21 protein-coding genes and 7 tRNA genes are annotated in these 22,267 nt (G+C 44.4%); 12 read left to right on the top strand and 16 right to left on the bottom strand.

The genetic code is table 11. The features are described 5' to 3' along the window. The first annotated feature begins 96 nt into the window (after positions 1 to 96). The 7 genes from QWZ13_RS15440 (at position 97) to QWZ13_RS15410 (ending at position 1,005) form a co-directional block, all read left to right on the top strand. Positions 97 to 172, top strand: a tRNA-Val gene (locus QWZ13_RS15440). Positions 173 to 178: 6 nt separating this feature from the next. After that, a tRNA-Asp gene (locus QWZ13_RS15435) sits at positions 179 to 255 on the top strand. Between the two features lie 213 nt (positions 256 to 468). After that, positions 469 to 544: transfer RNA gene (locus QWZ13_RS15430), tRNA-Val, on the top strand. A 6-nt stretch (positions 545 to 550) separates the two neighbouring features. Then, a tRNA-Asp gene (locus QWZ13_RS15425) sits at positions 551 to 627 on the top strand. 72 nt (positions 628 to 699) lie between these two features. Continuing rightward, a tRNA-Val gene (locus QWZ13_RS15420) sits at positions 700 to 775 on the top strand. Between the two features lie 6 nt (positions 776 to 781). Beyond that, positions 782 to 858 (top strand) — tRNA-Asp (locus tag QWZ13_RS15415). Between the two features lie 70 nt (positions 859 to 928). After that, positions 929 to 1,005, top strand: a tRNA-Asp gene (locus QWZ13_RS15410). 184 nt (positions 1,006 to 1,189) lie between these two features. On the opposite strand, the gene QWZ13_RS15405 is transcribed toward QWZ13_RS15410, so the two are convergent. Continuing rightward, positions 1,190 to 1,345, bottom strand: coding sequence for a hypothetical protein (locus QWZ13_RS15405; RefSeq protein WP_290282561.1), 156 nt, complete (start codon positions 1,343 to 1,345; stop codon positions 1,190 to 1,192). On the opposite strand from QWZ13_RS15405, the gene QWZ13_RS15400 reads away from it, so the two are divergent. From QWZ13_RS15400 to ylqF, 3 genes are read left to right on the top strand one after another with little or no spacing between them, the layout of a single operon-like run. Further along, positions 1,330 to 3,138 carry a coiled-coil domain-containing protein gene (locus QWZ13_RS15400; RefSeq protein ID WP_290282560.1) on the top strand — a complete coding sequence of 603 codons (1,809 nt, stop codon included), beginning with the start codon at positions 1,330 to 1,332 and terminating at the stop codon, positions 3,136 to 3,138. The two genes, QWZ13_RS15405 and QWZ13_RS15400, sit on opposite strands and share 16 nt — an antisense overlap. A gap of 6 nt (positions 3,139 to 3,144) precedes the next feature. Then, positions 3,145 to 4,011 carry a 1-aminocyclopropane-1-carboxylate deaminase/D-cysteine desulfhydrase gene (locus QWZ13_RS15395; protein ID WP_290282559.1) on the top strand — a complete coding sequence of 289 codons (867 nt, stop codon included), beginning with the start codon at positions 3,145 to 3,147 and terminating at the stop codon, positions 4,009 to 4,011. 38 nt (positions 4,012 to 4,049) lie between these two features. Further along, entirely contained in the window at positions 4,050 to 4,910 is an 861-nt protein-coding gene (ylqF, locus tag QWZ13_RS15390) for a ribosome biogenesis GTPase YlqF (RefSeq protein WP_290282558.1), read from the top strand. On the opposite strand, the gene QWZ13_RS15385 is transcribed toward ylqF, so the two are convergent. Beyond that, a complete protein-coding gene (locus QWZ13_RS15385; protein WP_290282557.1) occupies positions 4,907 to 5,833 on the bottom strand; it encodes a histone deacetylase family protein in 927 nt (308 codons plus the stop codon). The two genes, ylqF and QWZ13_RS15385, sit on opposite strands and share 4 nt — an antisense overlap. A 75-nt stretch (positions 5,834 to 5,908) precedes the next feature. Here QWZ13_RS15385 and QWZ13_RS15380 point away from each other — a divergent pair, with 75 nt between their 5' ends. Both QWZ13_RS15380 and nudC read left to right on the top strand, forming a co-directional pair. After that, positions 5,909 to 8,542, top strand: a complete 2,634-nt coding sequence (locus QWZ13_RS15380; protein WP_290282556.1) for a bifunctional acetate--CoA ligase family protein/GNAT family N-acetyltransferase — start codon at positions 5,909 to 5,911, stop codon at positions 8,540 to 8,542. A 14-nt stretch (positions 8,543 to 8,556) separates the two neighbouring features. Continuing rightward, positions 8,557 to 9,363 (top strand): NAD(+) diphosphatase, encoded by an 807-nt coding sequence (nudC, locus tag QWZ13_RS15375; protein WP_290282555.1) that lies wholly within the window; start codon positions 8,557 to 8,559, stop codon positions 9,361 to 9,363. Here nudC and ccoM read toward each other — a convergent pair. The 14 genes from ccoM to QWZ13_RS15305 all read right to left on the bottom strand — a co-directional run bounded on the left by ccoM (position 9,360) and on the right by QWZ13_RS15305 (position 22,050). Beyond that, positions 9,360 to 9,479: a cytochrome c oxidase subunit CcoM gene (ccoM, locus tag QWZ13_RS15370; RefSeq protein ID WP_289846305.1), complete on the bottom strand. Its 120-nt coding sequence runs from the start codon at positions 9,477 to 9,479 to the stop codon at positions 9,360 to 9,362. The two genes, nudC and ccoM, sit on opposite strands and share 4 nt — an antisense overlap. Before the next feature lie 123 nt (positions 9,480 to 9,602). Beyond that, complete coding sequence (fnr, locus tag QWZ13_RS15365) at positions 9,603 to 10,286, bottom strand: fumarate/nitrate reduction transcriptional regulator Fnr (protein ID WP_290283388.1); 684 nt, start codon at positions 10,284 to 10,286, stop codon at positions 9,603 to 9,605. Between the two features lie 116 nt (positions 10,287 to 10,402). Further along, complete coding sequence (gene ttcA, locus QWZ13_RS15360; RefSeq protein ID WP_290282554.1) at positions 10,403 to 11,308, bottom strand: tRNA 2-thiocytidine(32) synthetase TtcA; 906 nt, start codon at positions 11,306 to 11,308, stop codon at positions 10,403 to 10,405. A gap of 87 nt (positions 11,309 to 11,395) precedes the next feature. Next, the gene (locus QWZ13_RS15355) at positions 11,396 to 11,995 is read right to left on the bottom strand and encodes a gamma-glutamylcyclotransferase family protein (RefSeq protein WP_215999423.1); all 600 of its coding nucleotides are present in this window, start codon (positions 11,993 to 11,995) and stop codon (positions 11,396 to 11,398) included. A 9-nt stretch (positions 11,996 to 12,004) separates the two neighbouring features. After that, complete coding sequence (locus QWZ13_RS15350; protein ID WP_290282553.1) at positions 12,005 to 12,643, bottom strand: sulfite exporter TauE/SafE family protein; 639 nt, start codon at positions 12,641 to 12,643, stop codon at positions 12,005 to 12,007. Next, the gene (ccoS, locus tag QWZ13_RS15345; RefSeq protein WP_215999425.1) at positions 12,640 to 12,822 is read right to left on the bottom strand and encodes a cbb3-type cytochrome oxidase assembly protein CcoS; all 183 of its coding nucleotides are present in this window, start codon (positions 12,820 to 12,822) and stop codon (positions 12,640 to 12,642) included. Before ccoS ends, QWZ13_RS15350 begins: the two co-directional genes overlap by 4 nt. A 1-nt stretch (position 12,823) precedes the next feature. Further along, positions 12,824 to 15,208, bottom strand: a complete 2,385-nt coding sequence (locus QWZ13_RS15340; protein WP_290282552.1) for a heavy metal translocating P-type ATPase — start codon at positions 15,206 to 15,208, stop codon at positions 12,824 to 12,826. Beyond that, positions 15,205 to 15,717: a FixH family protein gene (locus QWZ13_RS15335; protein ID WP_290282551.1), complete on the bottom strand. Its 513-nt coding sequence runs from the start codon at positions 15,715 to 15,717 to the stop codon at positions 15,205 to 15,207. The genes QWZ13_RS15340 and QWZ13_RS15335 overlap by 4 nt, the downstream gene beginning before the upstream one ends. Before the next feature lie 15 nt (positions 15,718 to 15,732). Then, positions 15,733 to 17,139 (bottom strand): cytochrome c oxidase accessory protein CcoG, encoded by a 1,407-nt coding sequence (ccoG, locus tag QWZ13_RS15330; protein ID WP_290282549.1) that lies wholly within the window; start codon positions 17,137 to 17,139, stop codon positions 15,733 to 15,735. Between the two features lie 98 nt (positions 17,140 to 17,237). Next, a complete protein-coding gene (ccoP, locus tag QWZ13_RS15325; protein ID WP_215999429.1) occupies positions 17,238 to 18,128 on the bottom strand; it encodes a cytochrome-c oxidase, cbb3-type subunit III in 891 nt (296 codons plus the stop codon). Continuing rightward, entirely contained in the window at positions 18,125 to 18,295 is a 171-nt protein-coding gene (locus QWZ13_RS15320; RefSeq protein WP_215999430.1) for a cbb3-type cytochrome oxidase subunit 3, read from the bottom strand. The genes ccoP and QWZ13_RS15320 overlap by 4 nt, the downstream gene beginning before the upstream one ends. Before the next feature lie 2 nt (positions 18,296 to 18,297). Next, on the bottom strand, positions 18,298 to 18,903 hold the full coding sequence (gene ccoO, locus QWZ13_RS15315) for a cytochrome-c oxidase, cbb3-type subunit II (RefSeq protein ID WP_215999431.1): 606 nt from the start codon (positions 18,901 to 18,903) through the stop codon (positions 18,298 to 18,300). Positions 18,904 to 18,916: 13 nt separating this feature from the next. After that, the gene (ccoN, locus tag QWZ13_RS15310) at positions 18,917 to 20,356 is read right to left on the bottom strand and encodes a cytochrome-c oxidase, cbb3-type subunit I (RefSeq protein ID WP_215999432.1); all 1,440 of its coding nucleotides are present in this window, start codon (positions 20,354 to 20,356) and stop codon (positions 18,917 to 18,919) included. 224 nt (positions 20,357 to 20,580) lie between these two features. Then, the gene (locus QWZ13_RS15305) at positions 20,581 to 22,050 is read right to left on the bottom strand and encodes a cyclic-di-GMP receptor FimW-related protein (protein WP_290282548.1); all 1,470 of its coding nucleotides are present in this window, start codon (positions 22,048 to 22,050) and stop codon (positions 20,581 to 20,583) included. Between the last annotated feature and the right edge of the window lie 217 nt (positions 22,051 to 22,267).

The following is a 22,267-nucleotide window of genomic DNA, read 5'->3' as shown; positions in this document are numbered from 1 at the left end:
TCGCTAAATGTTTGACTTCATTGAAGAAATCGCTAAAATGCGCGTCACTTTTGAAGAAGCGAGAGAATGAATCTTTGCCCTTCAAAAGAGCATTATGGGTGTGTAGCTCAGTTGGGAGAGCATCGCCCTTACAAGGCGAGGGTCAGCGGTTCGAACCCGTTCACACCCACCATAATGCGGAGCGGTAGTTCAGTTGGTTAGAATACCGGCCTGTCACGCCGGGGGTCGCGAGTTCGAGTCTCGTCCGTTCCGCCACTTCTCCTAAGTATAAAAGGAGCGTTAAGTTTGACGACTTAGCATCGCGACCAAAGCAGAGCTTCGGATCGCAAGCCGGGATGCCGGACCATCGGTCTCGTCCGTTCCGCCACTTCTCCTAAGTATAAAAGGAGCGTTAAGTTTGACGACTTAACACTGCGACCAAAGCAGAGCTTAGGGTCGCAAGCCGAAAGGCTTTAAATTTAGCATTATGGGTGTGTAGCTCAGTTGGGAGAGCATCGCCCTTACAAGGCGAGGGTCAGCGGTTCGAACCCGTTCACACCCACCATAATGCGGAGCGGTAGTTCAGTTGGTTAGAATACCGGCCTGTCACGCCGGGGGTCGCGAGTTCGAGTCTCGTCCGTTCCGCCACTTTTCCTAAGTATAAAAGGAACGTTAAGTTTGACGACTTAGCAAGCCGAAAGGCTTTAAATTTAGCATTATGGGTGTGTAGCTCAGTTGGGAGAGCATCGCCCTTACAAGGCGAGGGTCAGCGGTTCGAACCCGTTCACACCCACCATAATGCGGAGCGGTAGTTCAGTTGGTTAGAATACCGGCCTGTCACGCCGGGGGTCGCGAGTTCGAGTCTCGTCCGTTCCGCCACTTCTCCTAAGTATAAAAGGAACGTTAAGTTTGACGACTTAACAAGCCGAAAGGCTTTAAATTACTACCTGGAGCGGTAGTTCAGTTGGTTAGAATACCGGCCTGTCACGCCGGGGGTCGCGAGTTCGAGTCTCGTCCGTTCCGCCACTTTTCCTAAGTATAAAGGGAAACCTCCGTTCGAATATTTAAACAACCTCTTTGGCGTGACCGCCGTTCGAAGTATTTTTTTGGTCTAAGCCCCTCCTTTGCGGCATATTGCATGTGCTTTTCTTTATCTATTATCTCTATTCAAAATCAATGATTTTCAACGCTTCTTCTTCTAGACCCTAAATCAAAGCTTGCGCCCGAAATGCCACTCAACTAAAGTAGTTTGTCCAATTGATTGCCTAAATGCGGTAAATTCGCCTAATTTCGCATTTTTGGCGCCGACAAGATCACACTTTCGATAAAAACTACAAAAGAAAGTAGGAAGTGTTGTGGAAGTCACAGTTAGAAAATGGATTTTATTCTACTATTCATAGACTAAATCTACCCTATGACCCGCTGTACGATAAGAGTGTTTTGAGGCTAAATATGTCGTCTAGGAAGAACAAAGAACTTTTTGAAGCGATCTGCTTTTTTGGCAAAAAGGCCGTTATCAAAGAAATGCGTTATTCAGAATTTGAAGCCGTGCTCGATGGGGTTGTGGGTGTTTCTGAGTTAGCGAATAAAACCGTCAATGCCGCCTACTTGAAAATTAATCATTCTTTGCAGGTTCATAGCATCGTTACCTTCACCATTGAATTTAACGAGCGCGGCTTTGCTGATGAAGATTGGAACATACCTTTAAGACACCTTGCAGATAATGCCGGGCCAGGACCAGACTTAGGTGCGGGACCTATTCGTTTAGCTTGCCGAAGCCAATGTTCAGTTTCTTGGTATCAACGAGAGTTGTGGGAGCCAAGTCAAGACGGTGTTAATCATTTTGTTTTATTAAAAGACGCTGTGAAACGCAATAAGTTGGGCCTAATTGTTGATGACCTTGGCTTTGATGAAATCCCTACTTTATCGCCGCCACCGGCACCGGAAGTTCCGGTAATATCCGAAACAGTAGAAGTGCCAACGCTAACGGCTACGTCTGAAGAAGACATTAATGCTCGCCTAGAAGCTCAAGCCAAAGAATTTCAAAAACAAGTCGATCAATTGGTTCAACGCCAAAAGCAAACTTTGCATGGCTTAGAAGAAAAATATAAAGACGAAATTGATCAAGTTAAACGAGCTATGCGTAATGAAACACAAACGTATCGCCACCAAGCACAAGAATTAGAGCAACAAGCTAATCACAACAAAGTATTGCTCGAGAAAATTCAATCTCGCAATACTCGTTTAGAGCGCGATCATATTCAGCTCGCCGACCAAGCAGAAACTCAAAAGGCTCAATACGACGAACTGAAAGATGAATATTTGGGGCTTTTGCGTAATCAACGTTCAAATGAGAACGAAGAATCTGAAAAGGTTGTTGAGTTAAAAGAGCAGCTCACTCTAAAAAGTGTGGAAATAGACGATCTGAAAGACGATGTCACCTCACAAAAAGCAATGGTTTCAGAGCTTCAGGCTAAAATTGCAAGCTTTGAACAGCAAAATCAGCAAGTGTCTGAAAGCAGTTCTGAAGAAATTGAAAATTTACGTTCATTGTTATCCGATAAACAATCCGAAGCAGCTGCGCTTGCCGCTAAGGTTACGCAACTGGAAGCCAATGTAGAAAAGCTTACGGCTCAGCTAGAATCAAGCCAGTCGGAAGGCTTGGAACATGTTCAGCAATTAAAGAAATCAGAATCCGAAAACAAGAAGCTTCAAGAGAATTCGAAGTCGGCCGAATTCAAGTTGCAAGAAGCGAATCGTGCATTGGCAGCCCTCACCACTAAATATGAAGGCATTAAGCAAGAGCTTTCAGAGGTCGAAGCCGCAGAAGCATCTTCGACTGATCTATTCGATAAAATGGAAAGCTTGGAGTTAGTCTTTGTTGCATACCACGCTGGAGCAGGGCATATCAGTTTACCCGCGAGGCAATTGGAAGATTATTTAGAAAAACCGCTCGTGTTTGCGGCCCAAAAATGCAGTGTAACCTTGGGTCAATATAAGAGCTGGTTGCTACATTACGACAATCCTGAGTGTGGTGAATGCCATGTCCCAGTAAAACGTATTGATGCACCTTCTGATTTTCAGGCTGGCGTTAATGACCGATGCACCAAACATCGTGTCGATAATGGCAATGTAGCGATGTTCCGTAAAACCAGTTAGGAATTCATGAAGAAAATTGCCGTAGCGCCGCTTTTATCAAGCTCATGGTTTGGTTATCGAAATGTGAAAATAGTGAGAGGCGATTTACTGCATCCCATTGTTTCCGGTAATAAACTATTTAAGTTAGCGCCTTTAATTGAACGAATCGAAAGTCAAAATATTCATTCGATTCTATCGGTTGGCGGGCGCTACTCAAATCACCTACATGCTTTGGCTTTTGTCGCTAAAGAATATGGTCTTCCTTCTGTTGGCATTGTCCAAGGTTATCCCGATCAAGAACTCACCCCCACGTTAAAAGATTGTCAACGCTGGGGCATGGTGTTGCATTGGGTCAATAAAGTTGAGTTCCAAAAACGCTACGAACCCGAGTTTTGGCTTAAATGGCAAGAAAAGTACCCCAACAGTGAAGTCGTTCTTGAGGGCGGTTGGAGCGAGTCCTCTATTAAAGGCAGTCAGCAATGGTGGAGTGGAATCCCATCAGACACTGATTTAGTTGTTACGGCTGTTGGCTCAGGTACCACGTTGGCCGGGTTAGCATTGGCTGCACCAAAGCACGTGAAGGTCGTCGGAATCCCCGTTTTCCAAGATCCAGATAATTATTCCGCTCTAAAACAAAAAATGATTCAAGCAGGAGTGTCTCAAGACCAATATGAACTTTGGTCAGGTTTTGCTGGGAAAAAATTTGGCAAACCGAGTTTGGAACAAGCCGAGTTTTCTAAAACTTTTTATAAAGATAACCGAATAAAACTCGATACGGTTTATAATTCAAAAGTGTTTCACGCAGTTCAAACAAAGTTAGATCAAGACAAATCATTGCTAAGTCAGCAAATAGCCGTTTTGCATACCGGCGGATTACAAGGGAACCGAAAATAACTGTGTTACACTACCCTTTTTAGTTACACAAAAAGATCATGGCAAAAATAAACTGGTTCCCCGGCCATATGGCCAAAGCAAAGCGTCAAATTAGTGAGATTATTCCTAAAATAGACGTTGTTATTGAAGTGTTAGACGCACGAATCCCTCTTTCTAGTATGAATCCGGTACTTACTAAAGTACGTCGAGATAAACCAGTTTTGCGCCTACTCAGCAAAAGTGATTTAGCCGATCCGACCGTTACCGAAAAATGGCAGCGGTTTTATGAGCAAGAAAAAAACATCATCGTACTGCCCATAGTGATGCAAGATAAAAAACAGTTGGCTCGTATTCCTAATTTATGTCGAAAACTAGCCCCTTTTAGAGGCGGAATCGGAAAGCCTGTGCGCAGTGTCGTGGTTGGCATCCCGAACGTTGGGAAATCTACCCTGATTAATGGGTTGGCGGGCAAAAAAGTAGCCCGAGTGGGTGATGAACCCGCTGTCACGAGAGCTCAGCAACGCATTCAGATTGCCAATGACTTTACGTTAATGGATACGCCCGGAATTATGTGGCCATCGCCAGAGAGTGAGTTAGGCGGGTACCGTTTAGCAGCTTCTGGGGCCATTAGAGACACGGCGGTTGAATATGAAGATATTGCTCTGTTTGCGATCGATTATTTAGCTCAACGTTACCCTGAAGCGTTAAAGCAACGCTATAAGTTAGATACGATTGCTGAAACGGCAATGGAATGTATGGAAGCGATCGCAAAGCATCGAGCGTGTGTGAAGGGCGGCAGTGTAGATTGGCATAAAGTGAGTGAAATTGTACTGAAAGATTTGCGAAATGGATCTTTAGGTAGAATTAGTTTAGAGGAGCCCGATAATGAAATTTTATATCGGGATCTGCTAGAGCATTAATCCTCAAGTAAGGCTTGAATATGCAGTGATGCCGATTCAGCCAAGCTAGGCAGGTGATAACCCCCTTCCAGCATCGAAATAATGCGGTCGTCACAGTGTGTGGCCGCAAATTCTGTAATTTGTTTGGTTAGCCAATAGTAGTCTTCGTTTTGCCAGTTTAATTGTCCCATCGTGTCTAAAGTATGCGCATCAAAGCCAGCTGAAATAAAAATCATATCGGGTTGATGTCGTTCTAACTCTGGCAACCATTGTGCTTCCCATGCATGTTTCATATCTCGAATATCAGAAAAAGCAACGAGAGGCGTTAATATCATATGGGGGTGTTCACTTGCCCAATGGCTATTTGGGTAAAAAGGGTGTTGAAAGCTGGTGCAGACCATAACTTCGGGTTTGTCAGCGAATGCTTCAATGGTGCCGTTACACTGATGAACATCAAAATCTAAAATGGCGACTTTATTTATACCTTCTTGCTCAAGTGCATGTGCGACAGCGACAGCAATGTTGTTGAAAAAGCAAAACCCCATGGTGGCGGCCGGTTCAGCGTGATGGCCAGGTGGACGAATATTACAAAATGCCCGCTTATACTGCCCAGATAAAACACCATCGACCGCCTGAACACCTGCCCCCACGGCTAAATAGCTCGCATCGTAACTGTGCGGTCCCATAAGAGTATCGGGGTCGGCCTGAATGAGACCATGGCTTGGATTTATGCGCTCAAGTTGTTCAACATAGGTGGCGTGATGAATTTTGAGTACATGGTCACTGGTGCCCATTTTAGCTTGGTGTACTTTGAGCTGCTCGAAAAGCCCTTTATCCTGCAGGCGCTGCATGATTGCTTTCGTTCGCAAGGGCGATTCAGGGTGGTCTTCACCCATGTCGTGTAATTCACAATCAGGATGGTAAATGAGCGCTGTCGGTATCATTTTTGATATAGGCCATTGTTTTTAAGGGCATTATACGTCTAGAGTAGGGCATCTGCATCACGACTTTGGTTGAATATGCCTAATTTAACATCCTTTTTTTATCCGAAATCCATTGCGGTCATCGGCGCGTCTGAGCGAGAAGATAGCTTGGGCGGTATCGTTATTAAGAATCTGCAAGATTCTGGATATGATTTTCCAATAACAGGGGTCAATTTAAAAGGCTATAAACAGGTACATGGTATTCCATGCGTTCGTTATTTAAGAGAGTTACAAACCTCAGTCGATCTAGTCATCATATGTGTACCTGGAGACGCCATCACCAGTGTATTGCGGCAAATGGGCAGGAAAAAGCTTCGCTCGGCAATGATTCTCACAGGCGGAATGGCTCGGCAACTTAGCCAATCGGACACACAAAACCGAAAAATTAGACATTTGGCAAAAGAACTTGGCATCCGCGTGTTAGGACCAAACTGCCTAGGTATCTTAGTTCCTGATCATCATTTGAATGCTAGCTACACCCACATAGACGCTCTGCCAGGGCATGCAGCTTATGTTGGGCACTCAGCTGCCCTGGGCTCTGCATTATTAGATTGGGCCGGTGCACGAGGCATAGGTTTCTCGCATTTTTTAACGGTCGGAGCTAGCGCAGATTTGCGCATTTCTGATTTTGTGGACTACTTAGCCTCAGACAGGCGGGTTAAGGCAATTTTGGTCCATTTAGAGCAAATAAGAGATTCAAATCGTTTACTCATTGCTTTACGCGCAGCATCACGCTCCAAAAAAGTGTTGGCAATACGTACACGACCCAACAACGATGCACCGGCTGGCATTATCGATATTACTAAAGTAGATGATGAATACTTTTCTAGAGCGGGTGTTCTAAAAGTAGATACCCTCAACGAACTATTTTCTGGATTAGAGTTTTTAAGTCGAGCCAAACCAATATACCGCCGAAACCTCACGATAGTCAGTAATGGTCTAGGCACGGCATTGATGGCACGACAGTTTTTGGAAAGCCAAGGGGGTGAACTTGCGCAGTTTAAGCTCAATACCACGCTTTCTAAAATGGCTTGGTATCAAAAGGAAGTGTCCGGCAATCCAATAGTGTTGCCAACGCAAGCACAGGGTAATGATTATCTAGAGGCCTTAAAACAGCTCGAGCAAATCAAAGAAGTAGGGGTCATTCTAGTTATTCACAGTCCGAATCGCGCGACCCGCAGTGTCGATTTTTCTCAAACCTTATTGCCGTATCTTAAACGCAGTCGTCGTTTAATTCTCACCTGTTTTTTAGGAGGACTTTCGACACGAGATGCTCGACAGTCATTTGATGGCGCTGGCTTATTGAGCTTTGATACGCCCACAGACGCCGTTGACGCTTATCTTACGCTGGCAAAATATCAATCGGCCCAAGAACAATTAAGAGAAACCCCTTCATCAGATGATCTCGGTTTTGTGGCGAATGTAAAGCAAGCGAAAGCGCTTTTGTATAAAGCTAGAAAAGCGAATAGAGATTACCTCACTTGGCCAGAGTCGCGGCAGTTGCTGCGCTTATATGGATTCAACTTGGTCGATAGCTTATTCGATGTTGATTTTAAGCATTTGGTTAATCAGGCCCATCAGCGTTATTTTCCAGCAGCGCTGAGAATAATACATGAAACCTACAGTTATCCGTTTGCATACCAACACGTTCCAGCCGCACGATGGCGAGGCGCAAAAACAGATATTCCGAATCGAGAAGCGCTGATGACTGCGCAAAAAGAGTTAGCACAAGAAAAACAAAAACGATTGCCGCACTCGAAAGTCTTGGGTTATTCCATTCAGCCCATGAGAAGAAAAGTAGACGCTCTACAATATAGTATAGGCATCACCAGAGACGAAACCTATGGGCCTTTAGTGTTTTTCGGAGGGGGTGGCTCGCATGCCAACATGCTGGCCGATCGTCAAGTGTCTCTAGCGCCTCTCAATTCTACTTTAGCCAAACATCTCATTTTAAAATCGCAAAGCTACCAAGTATTGTTAGAGCGCAGTGAAGATGTTGAAGGGGATGTAACAAAGCTGATTAAAGCGCTCATTACGTTATCGCAAATGGTTATTGATTTGCCCCGTTTAAAGGGTGTAGAAGTAAACTTGTTATTGCAAAATGATCAAGCGCCCTTAGTGTTAGGAGTGGCTGTCGATCAGGGTGAAAAAATAAGACCCGCTTTGAATCCGTATCCCGTCGAGTATGAAGAAACGGTGAAATTGAAAGATGCGCGCACGGTAGTTATTCGTCCAATTAAAGGCGAAGACGAGCCGATGCTTAAGAACTTTATGGCCGCATTTGATGCTGAATCGCTCAGGTTGCGTTTTTTTTATAGCCGAATGAATTTTGAGCATTTAGAGTTGGCGACGATGAGCCAAATAGATTATCGACGTGAAATGGTGTTTATCGCAGTCGATCACGATACCATGCTTGGGGAGCAACGGCTTTGGTTTGATATTAATAACAATGAGTTAGAGTTTGCCATTATGGTCGCGCCTCTCGCTCAAGGAACAGGGCTAGCCAGCCGGCTTATGCAAAAAACGGTCAGTTATGCTCAACAAATAAAAGCCAGTAAAATAGTGGCGGATATACTTCCAGAAAACACGGCCATGTTGGGTTTAGCGAATCGATTTGGTTTTGAGTTTCACCATGAAGAAGAAGTGGTTCGCGCCGAAAAAATTGTTTAAGCAAAGGGTATTGAATGTTATACGAGTTTGGTCAACATACGATCGAGTTGCCGTTTCGAAAAGGTCCTATTGACGAGCAAGGGCGAATGTTACTTTGGTTCGAAGGGCAATTGTTGGCTGATCAGAATAATGTCGTTTGGCCAGCTCACAACCACCCCTTTAAAACGAGTTCTGAACTGTTTGTAGGGTTGTTAGATGGAAAGCCTTATTATTGCGCCAACGTCACCAGTCCAGGTAATACTGAGCTGTTGGGGCTTAGGGATGTTGCTTCTAAAAGTGAAACGCTATTCTCTCTCGCATCAAGAGCTAAAGGGTTGCTGGATTGGCAAAGCCAGCATCAGTATTGTGGGCAATGTGGGCAGCCGACTCAACAAATTGCCACTGAATTTGCTTTAACCTGTCAGCCTTGTCGCTTGCGATTTTATCCCAGAATTTCGCCTTGCATCATTGTATTAGTTACTCATGGAGATAAGGTGTTGTTGGCGCAAGGTGAGCGACACAAAAAGAGTGGTTGGTACAGCACGTTGGCGGGCTTTATCGAAACGGGCGAATCAGCCGAACAAGCCGTTGCAAGAGAAGTGTTTGAAGAAGTTGGCGTTCAGTTAAAAAATATTCGCTACATGAACAGTCAAACTTGGCCCTTCCCTAATCAGTTAATGTTAGGGTTCATGGCCGAATACGATGGCGGTGACATTACCCCTGCACCGGGAGAAATTGCCGATGCTCAATTCTTTGAATTAAACAATTTGCCAAAGCATTCACCGGGAATGACGATAGCGGGTTGGTTGATTCAAGCTTATAAAAAAGAGCGATTAGGCTAGCATTCGGGGTCGTTACGATGGCCTTCTTTGCGCAATATATAGAAAAAACCTACTAAAAAAGCGACCATTAAGCCAACGACACCAATGCCAGATAATACAATTATGTCTAAATACATAACTCACCTCTAAATGGTTTACATGTGTTGAAACCAGTGTATTAAAAGGTGAGTTAAGTGTGTTGATATAGATCAGTCAATGCATCGATTAACCGATCTAATGAGTGATAACTAAGCAGTGTTCTAAGCGGTACCCAGCTCCAATCGTTCACATTCAGCCAACGATGCCATTTTAGTTAATTCATCGAAGTTTGTGATGATGATATCTTTCGCGCTGCCAGAATTGTCTAATAAACCTTGCTTTTGTAAACGAGTAAACACACGGCTGACGGTTTCTACCGCTAATCCTAAATAATTCGCAATGTCAGCGCGGGACATCGTCAGGCGGAAGGACGTTCCAGAAAAGCCGCGTCGTTTAAATCTAGCGGCTAAATTAATCAAAAAGGAGGCGATACGCTCTTCTGCGCTTTTCTTGCTTAACAGCAGCATCATCTTTTGCTCATCTCTGAGTTCTTTGCCCATCAGGCGCATTAACTGGCGACGAAGCTCTGGCATTTTACCGGCCAAGTCATCGAGCTTTTCGATTGGAATTTCACAGACATTGGTGGTTTCTAGTGCCTTGGCAGACGAAGGGTATGTCGTAGAATCGTAGCTCTCTAAACCCACCAACTCACTGGCCAGATGAAACCCGGTAATCTGCTCTTCGCCATCATTAGTTAGCGAATAGGTTTTAAGGGTTCCGGTTCTAACGGCGTATATGGCTTTAAATTCATCGCCCTGATAATACAAGTGTTCGCCTTTTTTAATAGGGCGACCACGGTTTATGATGCCATCAAGCGTATCCATGTCTTCAACGTTTAAAGCCAGTGGTAAACACAGGGGATGTAAGCTGCAATTTTTGCAGGCCGTTGACAAAGACATGAACAGGCTCCAACTCTATAAGTAACTGGATAATAGTCAATTGAACCCAAAACTTAAAGCGTTTAGTCTGCAGTATTCGTGTTTAGAGCTTCTGGTACCCAAGTATTCACTGTAGTAGATGCCATAGGTGCGTATTGGCTATTTTCGTCAATATTAACAGCACGAATGCCGGAAATCTGTAGCGATTCGAAATCAAATGCTTCTCGGTCTGCCAACTGTGAAAGTGACACATTCGCCATGCTGCGGAATATGCTGTCTACGCGGCCAGGGAAGCTCTTCTCCCATTCCTGACACATGGCTTTAATGTTCTGGCGCTGCAAGTTTTCTTGAGAACCACACAGGTTACAAGGAATGATAGGGTATTGCTGATATTGAGCGAAGCGAGCGATGTCGGCTTCTTTACAATAAGCCATCGGTCGGATGAGCACGTTAGTGCCACTGTCGCTGAGCAATTTCGGCGGCATCGCTTTTAATTTGCCACCATAAAACATATTAAGGAACAGTGTTTCGACAATATCGTCACGATGATGCCCTAAAGCCACTTTTGTGGCACCAATTTCATCTGCAAAAGCGTATAGGGTACTTCTTCTTAGCCTAGAGCATATCCCACAGGTGGTTTTACCTTCAGGGACCGTTTCTTGAACAATCGAATAGGTATCCCGTTCTAAGATATGGTACGGCACGCCTAGCTTTTGTAAGTAATTTGGTAAAATGTCTTCAGGAAAGTCAGGTTGCTTTTGGTCTAAATTCACGGCGACCAGCTCAAAGGACACAGGCGCACTTTTTTGCAAATTTAGCAGAATATCTAACATGGTAAATGAGTCTTTACCGCCCGATAAACAAACCATGATTTTATCGCCATCTTCGATCATTTTATAATCGGCAATGGCCTTACCGACATCACGACGAAGTCTCTTATGCAGCTTGTTGTATTCGAGTTTATCTTTGCCGATCAGTGTATCTTTCATGGTATGTCAGTCTAGGTATAAATTGGCCGCGTGTTGTAACACGAGAGAAGCTTTCAGTAAATGCCCAAAACAGCGTTAGCCTCAGTTTTATTTAGGTTCAAGTGGCTTACGTTCAGTCCACAACTCTGGCTGATTCTCAGCAATTAGCTTGTCTATCAACTCAAGGCGGTGGGTTGAGTTTAGTGGTCGCACATACTGCGGGTTGCTGCGGTCGTCAATGAGATGCTGCCAATGCCCAGTAAGCTGCAAGAACCGAGCGGCAAAATGCTCGCTAAAGTCTAAACAGCCATTTAAGATCACATCAAGGTAGCTTTGCATGATAGGGCGTTCGGGCAAAGGCGTGACATTGTTGTTTTTGCCAACATATACCCATAAGTTACCAGATTCAGGTAAAGGCTGTGTACAGCTTGGCGCAACCGACTCCCAAGGTATTTGGACACGGTTATAACCTTGTTCTCTGCGGTCAAACTGCTTTAAATTGGCTTCATCGACTTCAAAATAAACCCCAGTACAGTGGCTGGATTGTTTTTGCGTCACACTGACCGCCGTGGCTGGCCAATCAGGCGTATGAACAGACCAATTACGGCTAATGCCTTTGACTTCGATGGCGTAAGCTTTTGAGCTTGTTCCGGTGCGACTGCGGCTGTCTTGGCAAATAAGTGAGCCGTACCCGAAAATATAATGCATGGATAAACCCTAGTGTTGAATAAGCGTTGAGGCTAATAATAACGCAGTGAACAACAACACACTACCAAGCGCGACTCTTACCGAGTGCCTATTTAGAATGGGCCGAATTCGATTCGCCGCTAACCCAGAGAATACCATCGCTGGTAAAGTACCCAGGCCAAAGGCAAGCATGGCTATAATGGACTGAGTTAAGCTACCTAGGCTTATGGCAAAGGCCAGTGCGGTATACACTAACCCACAGGGAATAAATCCCCAAAGAAACCCGAGTCGTAAGGCGGAAGCCGAGGACGATACCGGTAAAAATTGCTTGGTCAGCGGTTGTAACTTTTTCCAGATAGGAAGCCCTAATCGCTCTAATTGAGTGACGGCCGATGTTATGCCCATGAAATACAATGCCGTCAGCACCAGTAACGTGATGGACATAAGTTTAAGCCAAGGTATGGTCGCGGCAGGTAAGGCCGCGAAGGTTAGGCCAAAGAAGCCACCGAGCAGTGCATAGGTTAAGATTCGGCCTAAATTATAATACCAAATGTAAGAAGGTGCTTGGCTGTTAAAACCAGCAGCTACAACCAGGCCCCCGCACATGCCAAAACAATGACCCGCCGAAACTAACCCAATGATAAAGGCTGAAAGAAGGGTGCTGATCATTGCTTTTTAGAAGATTTAGTTTTGGTAGGAACCATATGATGATCGTCGTCGAATAAAATCCGTTGAGCTGGGCTGTCTAAATCATCGTACTGACCGGTTTTAACAGTCCACCAAAATAAAACGCCGCCAATGGTTAATAAAAAGAGCGTAACAGGGATTAGAATCAGCAGGATATCCAATTTACTTCCTTAGTCGAACAGCATTGCCGACGACAATGAGTGAGCTTAGCGACATTCCAATGGCGGCTTGCCACGGAGTGATTAATCCCATAGCGGCCACTGGCAGCGCCACCACATTATAGACTAATGCCCAAGCTAAATTCTGTTTAATAATGCGATGCGTTTTCTTCGCAATGATGATGGCCTGCGTAATCGTCAAAAGGTTATCATTGAGTAAGATCGCATCGGCTTGTGTTTTGCTTAAGTCTGTTGCGTTATTTACGGCAATCGAAAGGTGTGCTCCGGCCAAGACGGGTCCATCATTGATCCCATCACCAACGAAAGCGCTGTCTTTATCGGCTTTTTTTAAAATAGTGAGCTTGTCATCGGGTTTCGCTCCGAAAAAGTAGTGACCCTTAAACCCCAATTCTTGAAAGGCATTCGCCGCTTTTGGGTTTGGATCGCCGGAAATTATGTTGGTCTGAATATTTAATTTTGTAAGTTCCGAAAATAACGCTGAGCATGAGGCACGAGCCCTATCTTTCAGCCGAATAGCCGCTAGCCGTTCTGAATTCAACGTTAAGAATAAAATGGTATCGCTGTTTGGCTGCTCAGACTGATGGGTAAACTGTGCGTTTCCTAATTTAATTTCACCAATAGAGGCGACAGCAGAAACGCCAAGACCCGCATTGTAAATTATGTTGTTTATGCCTATCGGGCTGCTGCTAGCTTGTTTTGGAAACGCTTTTGTGATGGGGTGATCGCTTTGCTTTTCGAGTAAATGACAAAGGGCGAGCACCTCATCATTCGTCCAGTCCAACGAATCTAATTTAGGGTAGCGTTCTAAGTGATCAACTACAAAATGTCCTTCAGTTAAGGTGCCTGTTTTATCAAATGCAATGGTCCTAATAGAGGCTAAGCGCTCGATGGTGTAGCCTTTGGTAAGCAAGAAACCAATGTTTTTTAGCTGATTTAATGACTGTGATAACGCCGTGGGGGTAGCAAGGCTCAATGCACATGGGCAGGTTACAACCAAAACACTGATCACAACCCAGAATGCACGGTCAGGGTCATAATAAAGCCAGAACAATCCAATGAATAAGGTAATGATTAACGTCGACCACACAAATTGCTGTGCGCCGCGATCAGCCATTAACGCTAATCGAGGTTTGCTTTGGCTTGCTTGCTCAATGAGCCTTTGAATTAGGTTGTAACTGCTGTTGGCACCTAGAGCCGTTACTTTTAAGGTAATGGGCTGTGCCAAGTTGACGGAACCTGCCAGTACTGAATCCCCAACGCTTTTTCGGACACCAGTAAACTCACCGGTAAAAGTAGATTCATCAAACTCAGAAGTGCCGCTCACTAATTGACCATCAACAGGGCAGGCTTCACCGGCTTGGAGTTCAATCAAATCATTAACGTTTAAATCGGTTACCGAACAAGTTTGAAGCTCGCCTTCGCTCAGTATTTTTTTACACAGAGTCGGGAGTGTGACTTGATTGTGGTGATTACGATTCGATTGCGTACGAGCCCTAAACTCTAAGAATCGACTCAACACCAAGAAGAAGGTAAACATATTGACCGATTCGTAATAAACCTCTCCATGCCCTATAACTGTTGCGTATAAACTCGCAAAAAAAGCACTTAAAATGGCCAGAGAAACGCTCACATCCATGGACATTTGTTTTGCTCGTAACGCTTGCCAAGCGGATGTGAAGAATGGCCTTGCCGATATCAGCATCACAGGCACCGTCAAAAATAAACTCGCCCACCACAGCCACTGTTCATGTTGTTGGGTGATTTGCCCTGAATAAAGCGCAACAGCATTCATCATGGCCTGCATCATGCCTATCCCGGCAATACCTAACCTTAAGATGTATTGGCGTTGCGTGCGTTTAATAACAGTATCTTCTTCACTCGGTAAGAAAGGCGTGATTTGATAGCCAATAAAGAAGAGAGTTTTAGCAATTTCGGACAACCCGATTTGGTTAGGGTCCCACTCCAGCAACAGCCGATGTGTGGCTGAATTAACGTGCGCTTTAGTTACGCCGTTTAGTTGAGTTAGACGTTTGTCAATCAACCAAGCACAAGCCGAGCAGCTAATGCCTTCAATCAGTAAAATAGCGTGGTGTTCGTTAGGTGATATCTGATGTACAAATTGAGCCTGAACGTCATTTCGCTCTAAAATTTGGAAGGCTTGCTGTTGCCGGTCCGATAATTCAATGAAGACTGGGCTTTGGTCGGGCTGATGAAACTTATAGTAATCTCCCAAACCTGATTCGATAATGGTTTTCGCCGCGCCTTGGCAGCCAATACAACAAAAGGCGAGTTGATCGCCTTCTATTGTCAGTAGATGGGGTTGCTTAGGGTTAGGCAACCCGCAGTGAAAACAGTGAGAAGAGGTCATTGGGCTTTCGGGGTAAGTGCCACATAACTGGAAAGAGGGGGCAGTTGAGCTTTTGCGTGTAGGCGCCAGCTGTTTTTTACGGAACCAGAAACAGGCTCTAATTGTAATTGACGAGTGCCAGTTACTTCTTCCGTTAATGCGCCTTTATACACACCTGCACCTTGGTGATTTAACAAGACTTGAATATCGCGTGAGCTTTTAGTTGGAAAAACGATTAACAGTGAAAGCTGATCAGGATAGCCGGTGGTTAAACCTTTCAGTTCAACACTTAAGGTTCGCCCTGTCCATTTTAGATTGGCATTTAACCCAAGGTTTCTGGCCACCATATCTTGTTCCGTTCGGACTTCAATGCCAAGGCCATCTTTATAAAAATTATCAACGATGACACCATCGTTGGTCGTTATGGCCATGTAAAGCATCCAAAATCCCGCGCAGATGACAATTAGTAACGGCGATAAAATGAACCAAGGCCAAAATTGTTTGTACCAAGGGGTAGTGTCGTTTATCAAGTGCTTACTCCAAAATTAAAAATTGGCCGGTCCAAAGAATCGGCTCTCTTCTCGGGTCTTTAAAGATTCATCATCAATACTTTGAATACTGAAATAAATTTCATTCGTCGGCAGCTTGTTTAAGGCTGGTGGTAATACTAACGTAGCGGATATATCTTCTGATTCGCTCGCGCGAACAGTAAAGGTGGTATCGCTGCGTAATTCTAAACCTTCCATTCCCTCGACAAAAAGTTGAAACGTTTGTGGTTCATTTGTCATGTTGATGACTTTTAACATGTAGTTATTTTCTATTAACCCGTCACTGGTCATTTGGTGTAATGCATTGCGATCACGGGAAATATGCAACTCTAAAGGAACGCGACTGAGAATCACCCAAGTAAACGCAATAATCATGATCAACAGCGCCACGGCATAGCCTACCAATCTCGGTCTTAATAAATGCGATTTCTTACCTTCTAATTCGTTTTCTGTTGTATAGCGGATTAGACCTTTATCATAATCCATTTTTTCCATCACACTGTCGCAAGCGTCAATACATGCCGCGCAGGAAATGCATTCGTATTGCAAGCCGTCTCGAATATCGATACCCGTAGGACAAACCTGAACGCATAATTCACAGTCAATGCAGTCACCAAGACCTAAAGTGTCTGGCTCTACACCACGTTTTCTTGTACCTCGGCTTTCACCTCTTGCGGCATCGTAGCTCACAATTAGGGTGTCTTCATCGAACATGACCGACTGAAAGCGAGCGTAAGGGCACATGTAAATGCACACTTGCTCTCTTAACCAACCGGCGTTGCCGTAAGTCGCTAAGGTAAAAAATGCTATCCAGAACACACTCCAACCGTGAGCTTGGAATGTTGCTAAATCAGGGATAAGTTCCTTAATGGGCGCAAAATACCCAACAAAGGTAATGGCCGTTACTAAAGCCACTAAAGTCCATAAAATATGCTTAGCTGTTTTCCTAAGCAGTTTTTCAAGCGTGAATCCAGTTTGATCCATCTTAATACGGGCGTTGCGCTTGCCCTCAGTTTTTTCTTCTATGAACATGAAGATCCACGTCCAAACGCTTTGCGGGCAGGTATAACCGCACCATACTCGGCCTGCATAGACCGTAATAAAAAAGAGTGCGAAAGCCGCTATGATGAGTGCCCAAGCCAGCAGTGCAAAATCTTGAGGCCAGAAAGTTATACCAAATATGTGAAATTGCCGAGCCGGTAGATCGAAAAGTACCGCCTGCCTGCCATCCCAATCTAACCAGAGCACACCAAAATACAGCGCAAATAAAAATAGCCCACCAATGACGCGTAAATTTCGAAATAACCCATTAACGCGACGGATGTAAATTTTTTCTCTTGCTTGATAAAGGTCAGTTGAAATGATTTCAGGAGAGGAGGCGGAGCTTTTTGAGGTCTTAGACATAAGAAATTGATTCCAGTCATAAACGTGCGTGAAGACTTATTTGCGGATTGTATTCGCCTTTAACAGGAAAATCAGGGAGGCGTTGCCTCCCTTACGGTTTAATTACGTAGGCTATATACGTATCCAGATACTAGATGGACTTTTTCTTCCCCTAAAATATCTTTCCAAGCTGGCATGTTGCCGGCACGGCCATTCATAACGGTAGTCATTATGTCGCGTCGCAGTTCTTGCTCAGGTAGGTCGTATAACCAAATATTGTTGGTAAGGTTAGGTGCACCTAACGCTATATTACCTTGCCCTTGGGCACCGTGGCAGGCCACACACATTTGCTGGTAAATGACTTCGCCTTTCTTAGCTTGAGACTCAATATACTCATTACCTGAAATGCTGAGTACATATTCTGTCACGGCAGAGACACCCTGTGTACCTAGTGTATCTTTCCACGCTGGCATTTGACCCATGCGACCGAAATTAATGGAATGTTTAATTTGATCGGCATCACTGCCATACAACCAATCATTGTCGGTTAGGTTAGGGAAACCATAATAGCCCTGCGCGTTTTGACCGTGGCATAGAGAGCAATTGTTAACAAATAGGCGCTGGCCAATGCGTTTTGCTTGAGCATTGTTTTGCAATTCTTCAACAGGTGTATCTAAAAAGCGTAGGTAAATATCACCATACTTTTCATTGTACGCCGCGGTTTCTGCTTCGAGTTGATTAGCAGATGTCCACTTACTAATACCTTCCCAATTGCCCACCGGGTAATAGATCATGTATCCGACAGCAAATACGATGGTGATGTAAAATAAATTCAACCACCATTTTGGCATTGGGTTGTTGTATTCCTCAATGTCATCAAATTTATGGCCAGTTGTTTCGCCTATTTTATCATCGCCCGGCATACGTCGAGTGAAGTAAATTAGGCCGATAATACCTAATAAAAATATTCCGGTGAGTACGAAAATATAGGCATTCCAAAAAGAACTCATTCTTTCTCTCCCTTTGTGGGCTGTTGTTCTGGGTCATCAGCAAATGGCAAATTTGCCGCTTCGTCAAAGCGAGCTTTGTTTTTACTGCTGTACGCCCAAACGAAAACAATTATAAAAGCAACAGTGGTGAAAACTGTTGCTAGGGCTCTTAAGTCATTAAGGTCCATTTTTATTGACCTGCCATGACAGTGCCAAGATTTTGTAGGTAAGCTATTAACGCTTCTACTTCTTTAACGCCGTCAGCTTCTTGCTCTGCCTTAGCAATATCATCTTCTGTATAAGGCACGCCCAAACGTTGTAGCGTTTTCATTTTCTGAGCAGTCTTAGAGCCATCTACTTCGTTTTCAAACAGCCAAGGGAAAGCCGGCATGTTTGACTCTGGTACTACAGACCGAGGGTTGAAAAGGTGGTAACGGTGCCATTCATCAGACCAACGACCGCCGACTCGTGCTAAATCTGGTCCGGTACGCTTAGAACCCCATAAAAATGGGTGGTTATAAACTGATTCACCTGCTTGGCTGTAAGGTCCGTAACGTTCAACTTCAGCACGCAAAGGACGAATCATTTGTGAGTGGCAGTTACTGCAACCTTCACGTATATAAATGTCACGCCCTTCAAGCTGTACTGCCGTTAATGGCTTTAAACCAGGGACTGGTTTCGTTGTGTCTTCTAAGAAAAACAACGGAACAATTTCAACTAATCCACCAAAGCTGATGGCAATGGCGATAAAAAAGGCCATTAACCCAACGTTTTTTTCGACCTGTTCATGTTTCATGTTCTATATCTCCCTAGGCCGCTTGTACTGCTGAATTAAGTGATTTTTCTTCCACACCGTCTTTCACAGTTTTCCAGACGTTGTAAAGCATTAAGATCATGCCAGATAAGAATAAGATGCCGCCGATTAAGCGCACAACATACCCTGGCCAGCTGGCTTCAACGCCTTGAACAAAGCTGTAAGCCAAGGTTCCGTCATTGTTGATCGCACGCCACATTAAGCCTTGCAAAATACCGTTTACCCACATAGAAGCGATATACAATACGGTTCCTATGGTGGCTAACCAGAAATGCACGTTAATCAATGCCACGCTGAACATTTGGTCTTTGCCCCAAAGTTTTGGAATGGTGTGGTACATAGCACCAATGGTGATCATGGCAACCCAACCAAGCGCGCCAGCATGCACGTGGCCAATGGTCCAATCGGTATAGTGAGACAACGCATTCACCGTTTTAATGGCCATCATTGGGCCTTCAAACGTAGACATACCGTAAAAAGAAAGTGAAACAACTAAGAAACGTAAAATAGGGTCGGTGCGCAATTTATGCCAAGCCCCAGATAGAGTCATCATACCGTTAATCATACCGCCCCAGCTTGGCGCTAATAGGATAAGAGACATAACCATGCCTAAGTTCTGTGCCCAGTCTGGTAAAGAGGTGTAATGTAGGTGATGTCCGCCAGCCCACATATAAACAGCGATCAATGCCCAGAAGTGAACTATCGATAAACGGTAAGAATAGATAGGTCTTTCAGCTTGCTTAGGGACATAGTAGTACATCATGCCTAAGAAGCCTGCGGTTAAAAAGAAACCAACGGCATTGTGGCCGTACCACCACTGTACCATTGCATCCATGGTGCCGGCGTAGGCAGAATAAGCTTGAGTCGCGCTAACCGGTAACGCGGCACTGTTAACAATGTGTAGCACAGCAACTGTGATAATAAAGCCAAGGTAAAACCAGTTACCAACATAAATATGAGGCATTTTGCGACGCATAACGGTGCCCGCAAAGACAATGAGATAAGACACCCACACAAGCGCAATTAAAATGTCGATAGGCCAAATTAGCTCGGCGTATTCTTTAGAAGAAGTTAATCCTAAAGGCAGTGTAACGACAGCGCTTACGATAACGGCTTGCCAACCCCAAAAGGTAAAGCTGGCTAAAGGTCCAAAAGCTAAACGTGCTTGAGAGGTACGTTGAACAACGTAATATGAAGTGGCCATTAAAGCACAGCCGCCAAAGGCAAAGATAACAGCGTTCGTGTGTAATGGTCGGAGTCGCCCAAAGTGAAAATAGGGTCCAAAATTTAATTCAGGAAAAGCCATTTGGGCAGCAATTATGACACCGACTAACATGCCGATGACACCCCAGATGACCGTCATAATAGAAAACTGACGAACTACTTTATAGTTGTAAGTTTCCTGTACTTGGGACGAGTTTAATACATTGCTCATTGATACGTTTCCGATCGTTTGAAAAGGGAAGGGTAAAAAAAACGGCGCCAGTATGCTTATAGTGTAAGGTTATTGCAAATGACTTAGGTCAATCTTTTCTAGAATAAGCATTTACAACATAAGAATAGGCGTTCTAGCGCTAATTGTAGTAGATACAACACGCCTTTCCAATCGGTTTACAATGGAAAGACGCTATTTTGAATATTTAGGATACTAATAAAAGGTTAGGCCATTTGGCTCCGTTTCAGGCGAATTTGATCAACGTGTTGACCTCGCTGAATGAGCGCTTGAACTCGAGCATCGAGTGATAAATTGTGGCGGACACTTTTTAGACGCACCGGCGTATTACTGGCGCAGTATCCTTTGTGGGTTATTAACGAATCGTTATCAGATGTAGAAATGAGTAATGCTTCAGCAATTTTATCTTGCACTCGAATTGTTACCGGCTGCAAATTACCGACAATGTATTCAACGCCGAATAATATAGACATGCCTGCACGTTGCAGCCACCGAACAACCGCTAATCGACCATTGCTCTCATTGGCGTGTTTATGCATGACCACATCGCCAACGGATAACTCCAAACCAGAGTTTGCAGATTCTAGTTTCACACACGCTCCAGTTTTGCTCATATTCACGGTTGAGCTGTTAATTAGGCTCTCCGAGTAAGATCTTGGAGAGCGTAAATAATGGTGGATGTTGTTCAGTCCAACCGCCGTTCGAGCGTTGACCGCACAAGAGGCTCGTTCAAAACGGCGTGTCGACTCTTGTTTCCACGATAACAGCACTTTTTTGAGCGTCATAAAGGCATCGATATTATCAGTGTTGGGTTGAAAACCGATTTTATCGGCCGACATTGATTTACGCAGCTGGCTCATATGCAATCTTACCTGCTCAATGATGGGAAGTGGGTTGAGCGCTCTGATGCTCTCACCGTTAGCAACGCCTTCAATGCTGCGCGAGGAAACCGCGCCTTTTGGAGAGTCGAGATCCACATAAAAATAGCGCGAATTGAACTCGCGTGACTCTTGGTGGCGCAAGTGTGATCTAAAGGCCCATTTCGTCAAATAAGCATTGAGCAGAATTTGCTCTTTGTCGTTTAAATGATGCGGTTGAGCGGCTTGAAAGAGTAAGGCTTGTTTGTAGCGGCTTTCAATATCTCGTTTGTCGGGCTTGTTGTTGTGAAAATCTGTTAAATAGCGAGACTCCGCAAATTGATAAATTCGATTAAGCTCTGCCCACAAACCTTCTGGCTGGTTTCTTCTGGTAACGCTATAGTCTTGCAGTTGTTCGCTGATGGCGCTTACCACCCAATAAACAAAGTTTGCCAGTTCTTCTTTGGAGTGAGATACCGCGTCTCGCAGTAAAAGTTTAGTAGCAAATGCAAACTCGCGATTCAGTTCTGTAAGACCAGAGGCTGATTGTTCCTTTAGAGATAAATCACCCGTACGGACGTGTTTCATAAACGTCAAATATTGGTTAATCAAGCTCTCTGTTAATGAAAGGCGAGTATCTCCATCCAGAGACATCCGATTAAGGTTGCTCAAGCTGATCGTAATTTTTTCAAGCTGTTGCTCAAAATCACCAGAATTTAAAACCTGATTGACCAAAACATCACGATACATAGCGGCCGTTTCGCGACTAAAATGTAAATTTTGTTCAGGTAGCGTCAGTCTGAGAGATGCAATACTCATGAGCCTTCCCCTCCATGTTGAAATACTTCGCCCTTTGTTCATTATTAAAGTAGTCGGTTTTCAAAAGTGTGAAGCATGTGATGTCTGTACTGTGAACTGAGTCACGTTTGGATCACTGTTTTTATTCAAAGTGTGGGGTGTGGCCGATTTATAGCTGAAGATTTTGGCGATTCTTAAGTCTGCTGGTATGCTCATGTCGCTAATTTAAGGGATTGAA

This window comes from Reinekea marina, from assembly GCF_030409715.1.
In the GTDB taxonomy this organism is placed as follows: Bacteria; Pseudomonadota; Gammaproteobacteria; order Pseudomonadales; family Natronospirillaceae; genus Reinekea; species Reinekea marina.
This window is presented reverse-complemented; position numbering and strand designations above follow the sequence as displayed.